The organism is Ruegeria sp. HKCCA0235A (assembly GCF_013033235.1).
Taxonomy (GTDB): Bacteria; Pseudomonadota; Alphaproteobacteria; order Rhodobacterales; family Rhodobacteraceae; genus Ruegeria.
Genome location: NZ_WQDQ01000009.1, coordinates 25,304 through 41,292 on the forward strand (window position 1 = coordinate 25,304; position 15,989 = coordinate 41,292).

Consider the following 15,989-nt stretch of genomic DNA (forward strand, 5'->3'; position numbering starts at 1 on the left):
ATCGGGGAGAATAGTGTTCGTCCAGCGTTCATAAACGCGCAATACGCCGCATGTGTCCCTTCATGCACGTGACGAGGGGCTTTTTTTGGTGATTCTCGTCCGCAACTTTGCCTGCGGCTTCGAATCAACGGGGGTTGATTCGAACCTCGAACTCCGTTTTGCAGGCGAAATCCAGCCCGATTCTGACCACCAGTCGGCCAGTCATTTGAGCGCGTATTCTTGACAATCAGCATCACGAAGCAACGATTGTCTGCTGGGTAAATCATATTCGCCAAATAGATGATTTAAATCGAAAATTGAGCGCAATTACACAGTTGCACTTTTTCCGTGAATACCGGACAGCGCGAAAATCGCGCGAACTCCTGCAAGGAGACCCCTATGTCAAAAGTCACTCTGGCCACTGCAATATTCACATTGGCCCTGTCCTCGCAAACACTTGCAGCAGGTGATCCTGCGAAAGGCGAGGCGATGTACAACCGCTGTTCATCGTGTCATGCGATCATCAAGGACGGCGAAGTACTGGTCAAAGGCGGAATCACCGGCCCGAATCTCTATGGCGTCGTCGGACGTGTCGCCGGGTCCGAAAAAGACTATCGCTATGGCAGCGAGCGCCTGCCGGTCGGTATGTTCACCGATGACATGATCCGCGCCGGCGAAGAAGGTCTGATCTGGACCGAAGAAAACATCGCCGCCTATTCCAAAGACCCCATCGGTTTCATCAAAGAGTATCTGGATGACGAAACCGCCCGCCCGAACATGAGCGTCAAGCTTAGGAAAGGCGCGGAAGATATCGCCGCCTATCTGGCAACGTTCAGTTCCGAGTAATCCTGTTTCCCGGTGCTGGTTACGCCTTGTGCATCAAGGCGGCCAGCTGACCGGTTTCACTGCCAAATCCGCCGGTCACTTTGTCGGCGGCAGCGATTCTTGCATCCTCCGGCTTGTTCTGGCCCAGTTTCCAGGTGCCCTGGATATCCTCTACCTGCATCCGGCATGGTACGATCATCCGCATCATTCTGGCCAACGCGTCATCAGACATTTTCCCGGTGACCCATGGCGCTTTGGGCAGCAGTCGATCTTCAAAGAATGCGGTTTGTCGATCCAGCAAGTCACGCAGCTCGTCCTGCGGGCGCAGTTCAAGCTGTCCGGTCAGGTGCACGGCGACATAGTTCCAAGTCGGAACCTGATCGGCGACACCGTACCAGTCGGGCGAGAGATAGCCATCAGGCCCCTGCACCGCGATCCTGACCTCTTTCGGCCCTTGCAGCATACGGACAATCGGGTTTGATCGCACCAGATGAAGATCGACCACCGCACCGTCCTCAGACAGCAGAAAGGGCACGTGACTGATCAATGGCGCGCCGTCGCCGGAAATCGCCAGAACGCCAAAAGCCCGGTCACGGGCGAATTCAATATGACGCGCTCGATCCTCGACGCGGAAGGCTGGATTTGGGTGCATGGGCGACCTCCTGCCAAATCTCTTGCAGATGGGGTTGGTTCTTGGCAAGGTCTGCCTCGTTCTCAGGGCGGGGTGGAATTCCCCACCGGCGGTATGCGGGCCATGACCCGCAAGCCCGCGAGCGGCTCTGCCGTGTCCACGATCCGAACGGCAGAGGCCGGTATTCGGACAAAGTGTGGAACCACGAAAGAGTGTCAGCAGATCTGGTGAGAGGCCAGAGCCGACGGTCAAAGTCCGGATGGAAGAGAACGTGCAAGCCGTGCCGGTGAACCGGCGCGCCTGCTCGTGATCGCCTTGGGTGACGTGTCATGCCGGGCTGGCAGCGAAGGTTTTCGCGACCGCCAGCAGGCCACCGAACTGAAAGGAGATCACGATGACACACACCCGCTATGCTTTTGTCAAAGCCAACTGGCATTCCGACATCGTCGACCGCGCGCTGGACGGATTTCTTGAACTGATCCCGGCCGATCAGGTCGATGTTTTCGACGTTCCCGGCGCGTTCGAGATGCCGCTGCTGGCCCGCGATCTGGCCCAAACCTGCCGCTACGCCGCTGTCGCCTGCGCCGCATTTGTCGTGGATGGCGGCATTTACCGGCACGACTTCGTGGCGCAGGCCGTTGTCGATGGGTTGATGCGCGCCGGCATGGATACCGGCGTACCGGTCCTGTCCGTTTCCCTGACGCCGCACCAGTATCAGGAAACCGATCATCACAACGCCATCTACCGCGCGCATTTTGTTGAGAAAGGCCGCGAAGCCGCACAAGCTGCGCTGAAAATCACAGCGACCCGAACGGCGCTGATGCAGGCCGCCTGATCTTCATCTTTTCAAAAATACTCATTCGCGCCACCGGAAGGTGGCGCCCACCAATTCGCAAATCCCCTTGAGGCTCAAGGCGCTCCCCGCTAATCACGATCCCAAAGGAGCCCGCCCCATGTCGATGAACAGTTTTGGCCATCTATTCCGCGTCACCACCTGGGGTGAAAGCCATGGACCCGCCTTGGGTGCCACCGTTGACGGCTGTCCGCCGGGTGTCACCATCGACGAGACCATGATCCAGCACTGGCTGGACAAGCGCAAACCGGGGCAGAACAAGTTCACCACCCAGCGGCGCGAACCCGATCAGGTGAAAATCCTGTCCGGTGTGTTCGAAGGGCAAACCACCGGAACGCCTGTGCAGCTGATGATCGAAAACACCGATCAGCGCTCGAAAGACTATGGCGATATCATGGACAAGTTCCGCCCGGGCCATGCCGATATCACCTATTGGCAGAAATACGGGATCCGGGATTATCGCGGCGGCGGGCGCAGTTCTGCACGCGAAACAGCATCACGTGTTGCAGCAGGTGGATTGGCGCGTGAGGCGATCAAACAGATCGCACGCAACGTGCAGATCACCGGGTACATGACCCAGATCGGGCCGCATAAGATCGAGCGCGACAATTTCGACTGGTCCCAGATCGAACAGAACCCGTTCTGGACACCGGATGCGCAAGCCGCCGAGAAGTGGGCCACCTATCTGGACGATCTGCGCAAGTCCGGCAACTCGGTTGGCGCAATTGTCGAAGTTGTGGCGCGCGGCGTGCCCGCAGGGCTTGGCGCGCCGGTTTACGCCAAGTTAGACACTGATCTAGCTGCTGCGATGATGTCGATCAACGCGGTCAAAGGCGTCGAAATCGGCGAAGGCATGGCCGCGGCTGAACTGACGGGCGAGGCCAATGCCGACGAAATATTCATGGGGCAGAACGGACCTCAATACAGCTCGAACCATGCGGGCGGGATTCTGGGCGGCATCTCAACCGGGCAGGACATCGTCGTGCGCTTTGCCGTCAAGCCGACCTCGTCGATTCTGACCACACGCAAAACCATCACCAAATCAGGCGAAGAGACCGAGATCATCACCAAGGGCCGTCACGACCCTTGTGTAGGCATTCGCGCGGTCCCGGTAGGAGAGGCGATGATGGCCTGCGTGATCCTCGACCACCTGCTGTTGCATCGCGGCCAGATCGGAGAAAACCGTGGACGGATCGGCTGATCTGCGCACCCGCCTGCGGGCCGTGGTCGCACATCGCATGGAAACGGATCCGGCCCATGATCTGGCCCATCTGGATCGTGTTTGGACCAACGCCCGGGCCATCGCAGATGATCAAACCGATATGTCCGTGCTGCTGGCCGCAAGTTACCTGCACGATCTTGTGAATCTGCCCAAGGACGATCCTGACCGACATCTTGCCTCGCGCAGATCCGCAGCAGAATCAGAGCCTATTCTTAAGGAAATCGGGTTTGAGGCCGATCAGGTCCGCGCGATCCAGCACGCGATCGAAGCCCATAGTTTTTCGGCCGATATCCCCCCTGAGACGATCGAGGCACGCATTCTGCGCGATGCGGACCGCCTTGACGCCCTGGGCGCCATCGGTATCGCCCGCAACTTTTCCGTTTCCGGAGCCTTGGGGCGCACTCTTTACCATCCTGCGGACCCTTTTGCCCAAGCCCGGCCACTGGATGACCTTCATTTCTCGCTCGACCACTGGAAGGTGAAACTGCTGCGCCTGCCAGGTGACATGTTGACCGAGACCGGGAGGCGGATTGCAGAACAACGCACCGCGCGCATGATCCGCTTTCTTGAAGAATTCGCCGAAGAGATCGGCTGTTCCTTGCCGCAATCCTGGGTGAATTGCTGAATCCACCCGTTGATCTTTGCCCGTCAAAGACGCAGGTTCGCGCCGATGACAAAACCCTTAACTTCGCATCGACCTCTGCTTGCCGTAACGCTGAAGCTGTGCGCCTTGTTCCTGTTCACGTCGATGTCCGCGCTGGTCAAAGCACTTTCAGATGAATTCCCGCCGGGCCAATTGGTGTTTTTTCGGTCCCTGTTCGCAATCCCCGTGATCATTCTTTGGCTCATCGCGCGGGGGGAGTTGTCGAAAGGCTTTGTGGTCAAGAAACCCATGGGCCATTTCTGGCGCGGTGTTCTGGGAACAAGCGCCATGGGGCTTACCTTTACCGGCCTCAGCCTGTTGCCCCTGCCGGAAGTCACTGCCATCGGGTATGCGACACCGATCTTCACCCTGATTCTGGCCGCCGTCATGCTGGGCGAACGGATTCGGCTTATCCGTATCGGCGCTGTGGCTTTGGGTCTGCTGGGCGTCCTGATCATGATCTGGCCACGTCTTGGCACCACCGAGATGGAGGTCGCCGCCACCATCGGCGCGTTGTGCGTGTTGGGCGCAACCCTTGCCCGTGCCTTCGTTCAGATCCATATCCGGCAATTGGTCAAGGTCGATCACCCTGCGGCCATCGTGTTCTATTTCTCGATGACCGCGACGCTTCTGTCCGCTCTGACGGCATTCTGGGGATGGACGATGCCCACCTGGAATCAGGCTCTGATCATGGTCATGATGGGCCTGATCGGCGGCGTCGCGCAGATTTTGGTCACATCTTCCTACCGGTTTGGCCAGGCCTCGATGCTGGCACCTTATGACTATGCAACGATGCTTTTTGCGATCGTGATCGGCTATGTCTGGTTCGACGAACTGCCAACGCTTGCAATCCTGATCGGGGCCGCGTTGGTGATTGCAGGCAATGTTGTCGTCATCTGGCGCGAACACCAGTTGGGGCTGGAGCGCGGCAAGGTCCGGTCGGTTACAGACCCCAAAGCATGACTTTACCTTTTGCAATCTTTCCCTAGGTTGGGCCGAACAGTCAAAGAGGTTCCCAAATGAGCGACGCGCAGGATCACAAGGAAAAGATGCAGAAGGTGCAGGCCCAGCACCGCAAGAAAGTGTCCGAGGCCGTGGATCCAGGCCGCGGTCTGGTCCTGATCAATACCGGCAAGGGCAAAGGCAAGTCCTCGGCCGCGTTCGGCGTGGTCATTCGTGCCTTGGGCTGGGGCCAGAAGGTTGCTGTGGTGCAGTTCATCAAGGGCAAATGGAAAACCGGCGAGCGCCGTTTCTTCGAAGAGCGTGATCTGGTGACATGGCATACGATGGGCGAAGGTTTTACCTGGGACACACAGGACCGAGAACGCGATATTGCAGCTGCCAATGCCGCCTTCGACAAGGCCTGCGCCCTGATGTCCAACGGCGAATACGATCTGGTTGTGCTGGACGAGATCAACATCGCCCTGCGTTACGAATACCTGTCGGTCGAACAGGTCATCGAAGGTTTGAACGCGCGCTCGGAAAAGACCAGCGTTTTCCTGACTGGCCGCGACGCGCCGAACGCGCTGCGTGACTATGCTGATCTGGTCACGGAAATGACCGAGGAGAAACACCCGTTCCAAGCGGGCATCAAAGCACAGCGCGGCGTGGATTTCTGAAGCAACGTTGCTGCAAGGCTGGCGGTGCATAGCCGCCAGTTCCGGTCATCGCCCTACCGCGTTGACCGGTTCTGTCATGTTGCAGGTTCCGGGAAACGCTGGCGTGTTCGGTTGGCGAAAGCCACAAGCGACAGCATCACCGGCACTTCGACCAGGACCCCCACGACCGTCGCCAGTGCCGCGCCGGAATGAAGACCGAACAAGCTGATTGCGACGGCAACGGCCAATTCAAAAAAGTTCGATGTCCCGATCATGGCACAGGGCGCTGCGATCCGGTGGGGAACCTTCAGCGCATAAGCGGTGCCATAGGCAATGGCAAAAATCCCATAGCTTTGGATCAGAATGGGAACGGCGATCAGAACGATGACCGTAGGTTTCGCCAGAATGGTCTGACCTTGCAGGCCGAACAGGATGACCACGGTTGCAATCAATCCCATAACGGACCACGGTTTCACCCGCGAAGAAAAGGCTTCTATCGCTTGTTTAGAGCCTAATCTGCGGCGGGTGATCAACCCGGCGACAAGCGGCAGCACCACATAAAGGACCGTGGCCAAAACCAAAGTCTGCCACGGCACTTCGATGTCGGTGACACCCAGCAAAAAGGCCACGATCGGCGCAAATGCCACGACCATGATCAGATCATTGACCGAGACCTGAACCAGCGTGTATGTCGCGTCGCCTCTGGTTAGCTGCGACCATACAAACACCATGGCGGTGCAAGGGGCGGCCCCCAGCAGGATCAGACCGGCAGTGTATTGCGCCGCATCTTCGGGCGCGATCCAGGGCGCGAAGACATAGTCGAAAAACAGGACGGCCAGCAGTGCCATGGTGAAAGGCTTTATCAGCCAGTTCACCACCAGCGTCACAATCAGACCACGTGGCTGGCGGGCGACTCCGGCGACTGCGCCGAAATCGACGTTTACCATCATCGGGTAAACCATTGCCCAGATCAGCACTGCCACCACCAGGTTGACGCTGGCAATTTCGGCGCTTGCCACCAGCTGCACCAGCCCCGGCGCGGCCAGTCCGATCAGGACGCCACCGATCATCGCAAGCGCAACCCAGATCGTGAGATACCGTTCAAAAATGCTCATGACAGCGCCTCAGCCGTTTGACCCGTAAGTTTGCCAGAGGTCAGCGCGGCAAGCCCGACCATCACGGCCGCTGTGCCCAGCACCATGGGCAGCCCCCCGACCTGATAGGTCAGGCCAGACAAGACGGTGCCGGCCAACCGCCCCGTCGCGTTTGCCATGTAATAAAAGCCGACATCCATCGTCACACGCTCGGACCGGGTGAAGGCAAGAATCAGATAGGAATGCAGCGATGAGTTGACCGCGAAGATCGCACCAAAGACCAAAAGCCCTGCGACCAGCGTCAGGGTCAGCCAGGTCTCGGGCCCATTTGACAGCAAAACAGCCAGTGTCAGAGCCGCAGGAACACAGAACAGGATCGCCGCCCAGCTGCGTGCGGCACGGATCAGATCACCTTCGGTTCGATCTGACGCACGAAGAATCCTTGGCGCGTTGGCTTGCACGGCGCCATAGAGGATGATCCACACCGCCATGAATGTTCCGATCATGAAGAACGCGGCCCGATTGCCCTCTTCGGTGCCATCTGAAAGAACAGCATAGAAATAGATCGGGATGCCGACCACGAACCAGACGTCCCGCGCGCCGAACAGGAAGACACGCGCCGCGGACAACCAGTTCACATTTGCTGATTTTGAAAAAACCTCAGAGAACTTTGCGCCCTTGCGCCCCTTCGGCAGGCCCGCTGGCATGAACAACATCACCGCGACCAGGATCACCGCCAGAGCGGCGGCCATGGCAAGCACTGCCGGAAGGAAGCCCAGTGTTGCAAGCATGGCGGCACCCAACAGGAATCCCAGCCCTTTGACCGCGTTTTTCGAACCCGTCAGAACCGCAACCCATCGAAACAACGCGCCTCCTTCGGAGGGAGCCAGCAATTTGACCGCCGATTTCGAAGACATTTTGGCCAGATCCTTGGCCACTCCGCTGGCCCCTTGCACGATCATGACAAAAGTGACCGAAGCCGCGACGGTCCAGTTCGGATCAAGCTGCGTCATGGCGAGCAACGCGACAATCTGCACCCCTAGCCCTGCATAGAGGGTCGAGGTCAACCCGAACCGTGCGGCGATCCAACCGGCGGACAGGTTGGTGACAATCCCGGCGATTTCATAAAGCACAAACAGATAGGCAAGTTGCACCGGCGAGAAGCCCAGGGTGTGAAAGTGCAACAGCACCAACATCCTGAGCGCCCCGTCGGTCAGCATGAAGGCCCAATAGGCAGCCGTGACCGCGATATAGGCCGACAGTCCTTCGGGGCGTTGCGTCACAATGATGCCCCGACCATCAGCGCGACATCCACCAGCCGATGCGCATAGCCCATCTCGTTGTCGTACCACGCATAGATTTTCACCTGCGTCCCGTTCACAACCATGGTCGAGGGCGCATCGACGATCGAAGAGCGTTCGTCATTGGTGTAATCGGTGGACACCAGCGGGCGGCTCTCATAGCCCAGAATGCCCTTCAGTTCGCCCTCGGCAGCGGCTTTGAAGAAGGCGTTGACCTCTTCAACCGTGGTTTCACGCTCAACTTCGAACACGCAATCGGTCAGCGAGGCGTTCAGCAACGGCACCCGAACCGCATGGCCGTTCAGACGACCTTTGAGTTCCGGATAGATCAGAGTGATGGCCGTGGCCGACCCGGTCGTGGTCGGGATCAAAGAGTTCAGGGCCGAGCGTGCGCGCCTGAGATCCTTGGCAGGCCGATCCACGATTGTCTGCGTATTGGTTACGTCGTGAATCGTCGTCATCGATCCATGGCGGATGCCCAGGTTTTCGTGAATGACCTTCACGACAGGCGCAAGACAGTTTGTCGTGCACGAGGCCGCCGTCACGATCTTATGCGCCGCGGGGTCGTAGGTTCCGTCATTTACACCCATGACGATATTGGCCGTCGGCCCGTCCTTGACAGGAGCAGAGACAACAACCTTCTTCACCCCAGCGTCAAAATACGGTGCCAACTTCGCTTCGGTCTTGAACACGCCGGTGCAGTCGATCACCACATCAACACCGTCCAGCGGCAACGCGCTCAAGTCTTTTGTGCCAACGAACGGCAGGCGGGTACCGTTGACCGTGATGCTGTCTGCATCATGGTCGAATTCCGCGTCCCAGCGCCCATGGACGGTGTCAAACTCCAGCAGATGCGCATGCATCTCGGGATCACCGACGGCATCGTTGATCCAGGCTATCTTAGCGCCTTTTTCAAGCAAAGGCTTCAGGGCCAGTTTTCCCATACGGCCAAGGCCGTTCAGTGCGTAGGTGGTCATTTCGTTTCCTCGGTAGGCGTACGCCCGATTTCATCGACGGCGGATTGCAATGCGATCCGGTCAAGGCTTTCGACCGGCAATGATGAAAAGGCCTGAATCCGGCGCTTCAGCGCACCGTAGGCGATTTGAAAGGCCAGACTTTTCTCGGCGTCGGTAACTTCGGCCTTGACCGGATCTTCCACGCCCCAATGGCCACTTATCGGTTGACCCTCCCAAGCCGGGCATTCCTCGTTGGCGGCCTGATTGCAGACAGTAAAGACAAAATCCATGACGGGCGCGTCCGGCGCCGAAAACTCGGACAGATTCTTCGGCCGCAGGAACGAGATATCGTGCCCCTTGTCGCGCAGAACCTGCACAGCAAAGGGATTGAGTTCTGAACTGGGCCGCGTCCCGGCCGAATAAACGTTGAACCGGTCGCCGCCGATCTGTCGCAGCAAGGATTCGGCAAAAATCGAACGGGCGGAGTTGCCAGAACAAATGAACAGCACATTGAACTTTCGGTTCGTCGCGGTGTCTTTGGGAAAGGGCATGCAGATATCCGGGCGGCCACGGCAGCAATCCAAGATCAGGAAATCGAGCATTTGCTGCACAGTTTTCATTTCAATCGAATAGAGCAGAGACGTCCCGGATCGTTCCTGTTTCACCAGCCCCGACCGCTGCAAAGCATTCAGATAGTTCGACATGGTGCTGGGTTTGACATCCAGCTCCGCCGCCAGCTCGCCCGCGGGAACCCTGTCAGGAAACCGTCGCATCAACATGCGAAACACGGTGATGCGCTGCGGGTGGCCAAGGATGGTCAATTGATCGGTTATCTGTTCTATCATATTTCATGAATTATTGAAATATAGAGAGTGAGTCAATTTCATTCCGCGTCGTCACAAAAAATTCACGGATCAGAGCGCCAATTTGAAAGATTGGCCACAGGCTTTCGGTTCACAACTTAAGGCCCGGCCGTACTGAGCAACGCCAAAACGGTTACAACCGGGCTTGCAGGCGCCAGACTGACAGTTTAAACGAAGCTTCGCATCCGGTCATAATGTGTTCGGTATGACCTACGGTGCCGCTGTAGCTCAGCTGGTAGAGCACGTCATTCGTAATGATGGGGTCGGGGGTTCGAGTCCCTTCAGCGGCACCAAATCTCAGATGTAAATATTTGATTTAAAAGGTATTATCAGTTTTCCTGCCCTTTCTATCCACCCCGATATCCACCCTTTGTAACACCGTGTCCGCGTTTTCCGATGGATATTTAGGGATTCCGAAGGTTGGTGACTGTTGGTGTAAACAAATGTTGAACTGCGGAAGCACGCGAAAGCCTGAACGGCGGGTCTAGCGAAAGAAGCACGGTGAAGAATTCACCGCCCCCCGAAGTGCTCTGAGTTCACGTTGCCTTAAGGTTAACTGCCAGCCTACCCAAGTATCGCAGCAGCGACTTGTTCGACATTTCCTCCCAATGCTCCAACTCCGCAACAAGGCGATAATACGTGCGCCAGTGCATCCCCTTCGGCTTCGTTCCTTCCATCAGATCCGGATCGTTCAACCAACCCAGGCGTTCGCGTATTTTATCAGCACGCCTTTGGTTACGTTGAAAAGTAGTTTCTCGCTGGGACGGATATGCGAGTTGGTGGCAATGACGACACGCGAAAATACGCCCACCATAGAGCTTAGCGACACGTCGACCGCAACCGCGCGCTGGGCAAGCGAACCAGTAGCGATGGCCCCCGTAATGACAAGGCTGAGAAAGCAATCGCACCGGGTAGTCGAGGCTCTCCCACTCGTCGCCGTGGTCTCGGCTGCGATAGATGAGTCTCACACACCCATGCTCTGCCAGTACATCGATGCTGGCGACTTTTTTGCCTTCGATAGACCATTGCCATGAAAAGCGTCGTCCAGGCGTCAGAAAGCCCTCACGCGCCCAGCGCCGCGCATCGATGCTGCGATAGTCGGAAGTCGTGTTCTTTGCTCCCCAATGCCAGTGCCGACCACTTCCAATACCGCCCATCTGCTTCTCCAGATTTTATCGAAATCATAAGGGAGAAGCTTCCGCAAAGAAAGAGATGTTCTTACTATGTTCTTATGTCGGTATTTGTACAACGCACTCAAAGCGGACGTTCTTGCAAAGCAGGATGACCTGCAGTTCAACGCCTTAAAAACTCTATACCTTACGTCACCCTTTTCATCGGGTTTACCGGATGGTTTTACACGCGCGCCTGAGGTAGCCTTCAACAACTTCTTCGTCATCTTGAGGGTTAAGTTATGATCACCAAACGCGCATTTTTGTCCAGTCTCGCATCGACCACTGCGCTGGCGCTGGTCCCGGCGCGAGTCCGTGCTCAAGCCCCGGATGCCACGCTCTTCACGAACGTGCGTGTTTATGACGGGATGTCCGATGAATTGACCGAGCTCACGAACGTCCTTGTCGAAGGGGAAGTGATCAAGGATGTCTCGCCCGCTGCCGATGCTGCGCAAGAGGTGCCGCGCATCGATGGGGATGGGCGGACCCTGATGCCGGGGCTCCTCGACATGCACGTACACCTACAGTGGAACCAGGACCCAGCTGGCTTCCTGACGGCACGTCCAGATTACATTGCTGCATTGGCATTGAGCGAAAGTGAAGCCACCCTGATGCGTGGCTTTACCAGTGTTCGAGATACCGGTGGCGGCATTCTCGGTTTGGCTCGCGCCATAGACGAAGGCCTCCACCCCGGCCCGCGTATTCAGGCGTCAAACGCTGCGATCTCAATGACCGCCGGTCATGGCGACCTTCGGCCGCGGTCTGTGCGTCCGAGAGCCTTCGGCGGGCCGCCGTTCACGGAAGCGGAGCGACTTGGGATCACACTTTTTGCAGACGGAGTTCCTGAAGTTCTGGCGGCTGCACGCGAGCAGTTTCGGCAGGGTGCGCACTTCATCAAAGTCTTTTCAGGTGGCGCCGTGACCGGCCTCTACGACCCATTGGATATCAACGAGTATTCGCCGGCAGAACTCGAAGCGGCAGTAGACGAGGCCAAACGTTGGAACACTTACGCGACCTCGCACGCATACATGGACACATCGGTTCGGGCGGCTATTGAGGCAGGTTACCAATGTATCGAACACTGCAACCTCATGACGCCCGAGTCGATGGAGTTGGCCGTGGAAAAAGGCGTCTGGCTTTCAACCCAGGTTGGCTTCTTCGCGGCAGACATTCCGGCAGGGTTCTCGCCCGCCCAAGCAGAGCGCCAACAGATGGCGTTTGATGGTCTCGATGCCATGCTTCGACTAGCGCGAGAATCTGGCGCCAAGATTGCACTCGGAACAGACTTCGTCGGATCGAGGGAAACGAAAGCAACGCAGTTGGAGGAATTGCAGCTCAGGACGCCATGGTTCAGCAACGCCGAGATTCTGCGGCAGGCGACAGGTCTGAATGGACAGCTTTGGGACCTGACCGGCCCGCGTAATCCCTACCAGGCTGGTCCAGTCGGTGTCATCCAACCCGGAGCCTACGCCGATATTCTGCTCGTGGACGGAGACCCGATTGCCGACCTTACGGTCATGGCCTCTGCGGACAATTTCGATGTGATTATGAAGAACGGCAAAGTTCACAAGAACAATCTGGCCTGAGCCATTTGCCAAGGGTCAAGATAGACACTGGTGTTGCACGCGAATGACCGAAGAGTCCGCCTTGCTGACCTTGATGCCGATTGAACCGACTCAATGACCTACTGAAACCGTCAGATGACCGGTCTGAGCCCAATCTGTCTTATGCTTCTGAACAGCCGAAGTCTGCATGTCTTTGGCGACAATCACGGCACGCGCCTTCGCAATGAGCCTAAGCCAACGTGGAATAAACCTCGGCAACTCGCTGAAAGGTCCAAAAGCAGGCGATAGCCGCACACCCAACGGCTAAGCCCACTCGTAGGGACATCCACAAACTGGAGTTCACGCGCCGACACATTATCAAGGCAGGCCAGAGTGCAAGAATAATGGCAACTTGGCCAAGCTCGACGCCAAGGTTGAAAGCAAGCAAGCTCTGCCAGATGTTTGGGGATGTGACCTGCAATATCTTGTGCAACACAAAACTGAATCCAAGACCATGCAGGAGGCCAATCAGTGTCGTCAGAAGCACCATCGTGACCTCAGAACGCGCGTTGTCCTTGAAACTCATAAACGCTGCTGCGGCTGCAAAAATAATAGAAATCGCGATCCCGGTTTCGACGGCAGGAACAAACCACGCGCCCGATGGCACAAACCCGAAGAACCCCAGAGACAGCGTCACGCTATGCCCAACGGTAAAACCGGTTGCACGCAGCAATAGTGCCCTGAGTGTCTGCGCTCCGATGACCAAACACACAACAAACAAAACATGATCCAACCCTTCGAGGATATGTCGTATGCCTTCCCAGACGAAACTGAGGAATCCTCCATACCCCTTCTTCTGAACCACCAATGGTTCAGTCATCAGGCCCCGAGATCGGAATATCTGAGGCGTGTCAGACGCGTAGTCGAGAATGAGGTTGGCCGTTTGGTGCTGATCCGGCAAGCCGGGGTCTAGCACGTTAGAAATGCTGTACGATTGGATCGGGCCGTCAGTCTCATAATACAGGACGAGATCGACAATCGTATCACCAACAAAAAGCGGTGGCGTTAAGGCCGTTTCGGTGTCCACGGCCTGTTGAGCTTCGGCCAAAGTTGCAAATCCGGGCTCACTTCCAACGCGATGCAAGCGAACGGACTTAACTGTTCCTCTCAAGCGCTGATTGTCGACCAACAGATGCAACGCACCTTCCGCGAATTGCCCCAGCCCATTGGGATCGCTCATGAAAGCCTGCAAGTCGACAAAGTGGACTAACTGACCGTCGCTCATGGCATTGGTCGTGAATGGTGCAGCTTCCGGCAAGGCATCACCATTCTGATCACCGACCTTATCTGCAACAAGATAAGGCATGGGCGTACGCATGTAGACACGCAGACCGCCTTCGGAATGCTCGACATGCGAAATTCGAACGTTGAGGTTAAGCAAAAAATGCGCCGAGGCTGACAGCGTCAGTGACAAAAACACACCCACAAACAGAGTGCCGAAAGTAAAAACCTTTGATCTTAAATACTTATGCATTTGGATCGCGAGCCTCGATTACAGTTAATCCATCCAGCTTCCATTGCCCTGACTCAGGTATGACCTCGGCCAGCACTCGGAACGTAACCGCGCGTAAATGGGCGTGCCCCCAATGACCACCTTGGGCTTTCACTGTCCATTTTGCCAGAGTTCTGAATCCACCCGGTTTAAGGGTCGGGTCAACGCGCTCTACTTTCAGGGCACTAATATCTGTAACTGTAGCAAGACTGCCTCCTGGCGTTCGGATCACGAGACCACGCTCTACCTCTGTTGCGATGTCGCCCAGAGATGCCGCCGTTACAATGTGGGCCAGCTCCGCCTTTCTTGCTGCCGGCGAAGTTTCCAGGGTCACCGTGTTCAAGTTTTTGACCATCGAGCGCAGTATGTCTTCCGCAACCTGCTGCTCAGGGGGCTCGGGCTTATTCCAGGGTAATTCCGGCAAATATCCCGAAAATACAAACGTTGCCGAAGCAGCGGCAATCATAGTCACGCGACTGGCACACTTTGCGACTTTGTCCCTGGTTAGCAGGAGAAAACCGAGTGAGACGGCGCTGATAATCCCGGCGATCAACGCCAAAGCCGGGTCCTGCCGTTTCTGCTGCTCAACTGGAATCTGAGTAACAGATGCTCTTTGGTACTGGAGCAGGTGGTTCTGCCAGTGAAACTGCGGGTCAGCAGATGAAACAGCCCCAAAGAACGGCCCTGCGATATCGTTTGAAATCGTTGCGACGCGGGAAATCTCCTCGTCAAACATATCCCATGTGACTGTCACCTGATTGGGAAGGTCTGCCGATGAGAAAGACAGGATAGCCCCGATAAACGCATTGTTCACGGACACTTCCTTTCCAGACTCGACAACCTGATAACCCTGCGATGTCAGCTCCAGGAGCTTTGCTGTAGCGTTCGACGGTTGCACTAATTTGCCATCAATTGTCACCGGGTTACGAGAAGCCAGGAAGGACGCCGCTTGGTTTACGATCATGGCGCTACGCTGTGGCGAAAGTGTTTGACCGACTTCGGTAGTTTCACCAATCCAAGGCGCCAGTTCACGCAAGCGGATCAGCGTCTCATGCCGAACTTCACGAGGTTCGATGTAGAGAAAGGTGGATGTCCCGTCCTGCGCTTGTCGATTTAGGCTTTCAGCAGAAAAACGGCTATCCCACGGATCAGGCCAGTGAATCTTTAACTCTGCCGGCTTTGACAAGAAGCTGAAATCGGTGACCGGAACCTCACGGTCAAAAACCTGCATCCCGATAGTCGCCAGTGGTTCACCATCCCGCGATGGAGGCATTATAGTCAGCTCGTTGGGAACTGTGTTTTGAAACGCAAAGAACACTTTGACGAACAGAACACGCGGATCTTTTGGCGGGCTGGGAACAATTTGACCCGAGAATGGATTCCGCTGACCTGCAAGTGGCGAGGCCCGGTCGATGCGTGTTCGGTATTCTAAATTTCTGATTTCAGCGATTAGGGGCTGTTTGTCCCTTCCAACAATCGATAACGCCCGGCTTTCGGCTTGGGCAAAACCTTGATTGGTCTCTTGTTTAGCCTCCGGCTCACCCTCGACGAAATCCGATGACCAACCGATTGGCAACATATCAGTAAACAACGGAATATCTTCGATATAGATCTCAAGGTCGACGTAGACCCCATCGTCTTTGATATGAAGGACAGCGATGTTGGGGGCGACTTCTGATCCGTTAGTCAGAACGACATCCGCCGAAACGGCGCGTGCACCTGAGGCCATCAGGCTCAGCATCAGGAATAGTCGGTACAG

At 56.5% G+C, this 15,989-nt stretch carries 15 protein-coding genes, 1 tRNA gene and 1 riboswitch; of the genes, 8 read left to right on the forward strand and 8 right to left on the reverse strand.

Annotated features, from left to right (window positions below; translation table 11 throughout):
- Positions 1-378: 378 nt before the first annotated feature.
- Positions 379-825, forward strand: coding sequence for a cytochrome c family protein (locus tag GOW56_RS15535; RefSeq protein WP_171116931.1), 447 nt, complete (start codon positions 379-381; stop codon positions 823-825).
- A gap of 19 nt (positions 826-844) precedes the next feature.
- Here the strand turns inward: GOW56_RS15535 and GOW56_RS15540 are convergent, their stop codons facing one another.
- A complete protein-coding gene (locus GOW56_RS15540) occupies positions 845-1,456 on the reverse strand; it encodes an FMN-binding negative transcriptional regulator (RefSeq protein ID WP_171206445.1) in 612 nt (203 codons plus the stop codon).
- 54 nt (positions 1,457-1,510) lie between these two features.
- Positions 1,511-1,710, forward strand: a riboswitch (FMN riboswitch).
- A 119-nt stretch (positions 1,711-1,829) separates the two neighbouring features.
- Between GOW56_RS15540 and GOW56_RS15545 the strand changes: the two genes are divergently transcribed.
- The 5 genes from GOW56_RS15545 to cobO all read left to right on the forward strand — a co-directional run bounded on the left by GOW56_RS15545 (position 1,830) and on the right by cobO (position 5,772).
- Positions 1,830-2,270, forward strand: a complete 441-nt coding sequence (locus tag GOW56_RS15545; protein ID WP_171206446.1) for a 6,7-dimethyl-8-ribityllumazine synthase — start codon at positions 1,830-1,832, stop codon at positions 2,268-2,270.
- A gap of 118 nt (positions 2,271-2,388) precedes the next feature.
- Entirely contained in the window at positions 2,389-3,489 is a 1,101-nt protein-coding gene (gene aroC / locus GOW56_RS15550) for a chorismate synthase (RefSeq protein WP_171206447.1), read from the forward strand.
- On the forward strand, positions 3,473-4,135 hold the full coding sequence (locus GOW56_RS15555; protein ID WP_224858077.1) for an HD domain-containing protein: 663 nt from the start codon (positions 3,473-3,475) through the stop codon (positions 4,133-4,135). The genes aroC and GOW56_RS15555 overlap by 17 nt, the downstream gene beginning before the upstream one ends.
- A 45-nt stretch (positions 4,136-4,180) precedes the next feature.
- Positions 4,181-5,116 (forward strand): DMT family transporter, encoded by a 936-nt coding sequence (locus GOW56_RS15560; protein WP_171206448.1) that lies wholly within the window; start codon positions 4,181-4,183, stop codon positions 5,114-5,116.
- Between the two features lie 56 nt (positions 5,117-5,172).
- Complete coding sequence (gene cobO, locus GOW56_RS15565) at positions 5,173-5,772, forward strand: cob(I)yrinic acid a,c-diamide adenosyltransferase (protein ID WP_171206449.1); 600 nt, start codon at positions 5,173-5,175, stop codon at positions 5,770-5,772.
- A gap of 74 nt (positions 5,773-5,846) precedes the next feature.
- Here cobO and arsB read toward each other — a convergent pair whose 3' ends face one another.
- The 4 genes from arsB to GOW56_RS15585 are packed head-to-tail and all read right to left on the reverse strand — an operon-like array spanning position 5,847 to position 9,947.
- Positions 5,847-6,866 (reverse strand): ACR3 family arsenite efflux transporter, encoded by a 1,020-nt coding sequence (arsB, locus tag GOW56_RS15570; RefSeq protein WP_171172666.1) that lies wholly within the window; start codon positions 6,864-6,866, stop codon positions 5,847-5,849.
- Positions 6,863-8,128, reverse strand: coding sequence for an organoarsenical effux MFS transporter ArsJ (gene arsJ, locus GOW56_RS15575; protein ID WP_171116943.1), 1,266 nt, complete (start codon positions 8,126-8,128; stop codon positions 6,863-6,865). Before arsJ ends, arsB begins: the two co-directional genes overlap by 4 nt.
- The gene (locus GOW56_RS15580; protein ID WP_171206450.1) at positions 8,125-9,123 is read right to left on the reverse strand and encodes an ArsJ-associated glyceraldehyde-3-phosphate dehydrogenase; all 999 of its coding nucleotides are present in this window, start codon (positions 9,121-9,123) and stop codon (positions 8,125-8,127) included. The genes arsJ and GOW56_RS15580 overlap by 4 nt, the downstream gene beginning before the upstream one ends.
- Positions 9,120-9,947, reverse strand: a complete 828-nt coding sequence (locus GOW56_RS15585) for a helix-turn-helix domain-containing protein (RefSeq protein ID WP_171206451.1) — start codon at positions 9,945-9,947, stop codon at positions 9,120-9,122. Before GOW56_RS15585 ends, GOW56_RS15580 begins: the two co-directional genes overlap by 4 nt.
- A gap of 235 nt (positions 9,948-10,182) precedes the next feature.
- Between GOW56_RS15585 and GOW56_RS15590 the strand changes: the two genes are divergently transcribed.
- Positions 10,183-10,258, forward strand: a tRNA-Thr gene (locus GOW56_RS15590).
- 243 nt (positions 10,259-10,501) lie between these two features.
- Here GOW56_RS15590 and GOW56_RS15595 read toward each other — a convergent pair.
- Positions 10,502-11,122, reverse strand: a complete 621-nt coding sequence (locus GOW56_RS15595; RefSeq protein ID WP_171116949.1) for a hypothetical protein — start codon at positions 11,120-11,122, stop codon at positions 10,502-10,504.
- A gap of 254 nt (positions 11,123-11,376) precedes the next feature.
- Between GOW56_RS15595 and GOW56_RS15600 the strand changes: the two genes are divergently transcribed.
- Positions 11,377-12,720 carry an amidohydrolase family protein gene (locus GOW56_RS15600; RefSeq protein ID WP_171172662.1) on the forward strand — a complete coding sequence of 448 codons (1,344 nt, stop codon included), beginning with the start codon at positions 11,377-11,379 and terminating at the stop codon, positions 12,718-12,720.
- Positions 12,721-12,928: 208 nt separating this feature from the next.
- Here GOW56_RS15600 and GOW56_RS15605 read toward each other — a convergent pair whose 3' ends face one another.
- Complete coding sequence (locus GOW56_RS15605) at positions 12,929-14,152, reverse strand: HupE/UreJ family protein (protein ID WP_171206452.1); 1,224 nt, start codon at positions 14,150-14,152, stop codon at positions 12,929-12,931.
- Positions 14,153-14,204: 52 nt separating this feature from the next.
- The gene (locus GOW56_RS15610) at positions 14,205-15,971 is read right to left on the reverse strand and encodes a hypothetical protein (RefSeq protein ID WP_171206453.1); all 1,767 of its coding nucleotides are present in this window, start codon (positions 15,969-15,971) and stop codon (positions 14,205-14,207) included.
- Positions 15,972-15,989 lie beyond the last annotated feature (18 nt).

Bases quoted from the DNA above. Each gene is read 5' to 3' on its own strand.
- GOW56_RS15535 (WP_171116931.1), top strand. From the start codon at position 379: ATGTCAAAAGTCACTCTGGCCACTGCAATATTCACATTGGCCCTGTCC.
- GOW56_RS15540 (WP_171206445.1), bottom strand. From the start codon at position 1,456: ATGCACCCAAATCCAGCCTTCCGCGTCGAGGATCGAGCGCGTCATATT.
- GOW56_RS15545 (WP_171206446.1), top strand. From the start codon at position 1,830: ATGACACACACCCGCTATGCTTTTGTCAAAGCCAACTGGCATTCCGAC.
- aroC (WP_171206447.1), top strand. From the start codon at position 2,389: ATGTCGATGAACAGTTTTGGCCATCTATTCCGCGTCACCACCTGGGGT.
- GOW56_RS15560 (WP_171206448.1), top strand. From the start codon at position 4,181: ATGACAAAACCCTTAACTTCGCATCGACCTCTGCTTGCCGTAACGCTG.
- cobO (WP_171206449.1), top strand. From the start codon at position 5,173: ATGAGCGACGCGCAGGATCACAAGGAAAAGATGCAGAAGGTGCAGGCC.
- arsB (WP_171172666.1), bottom strand. From the start codon at position 6,866: ATGAGCATTTTTGAACGGTATCTCACGATCTGGGTTGCGCTTGCGATG.
- GOW56_RS15580 (WP_171206450.1), bottom strand. From the start codon at position 9,123: ATGACCACCTACGCACTGAACGGCCTTGGCCGTATGGGAAAACTGGCC.
- GOW56_RS15585 (WP_171206451.1), bottom strand. From the start codon at position 9,947: ATGATAGAACAGATAACCGATCAATTGACCATCCTTGGCCACCCGCAG.
- GOW56_RS15595 (WP_171116949.1), bottom strand. From the start codon at position 11,122: ATGGGCGGTATTGGAAGTGGTCGGCACTGGCATTGGGGAGCAAAGAAC.
- GOW56_RS15600 (WP_171172662.1), top strand. From the start codon at position 11,377: ATGATCACCAAACGCGCATTTTTGTCCAGTCTCGCATCGACCACTGCG.
- GOW56_RS15610 (WP_171206453.1), bottom strand. From the start codon at position 15,971: ATGCTGAGCCTGATGGCCTCAGGTGCACGCGCCGTTTCGGCGGATGTC.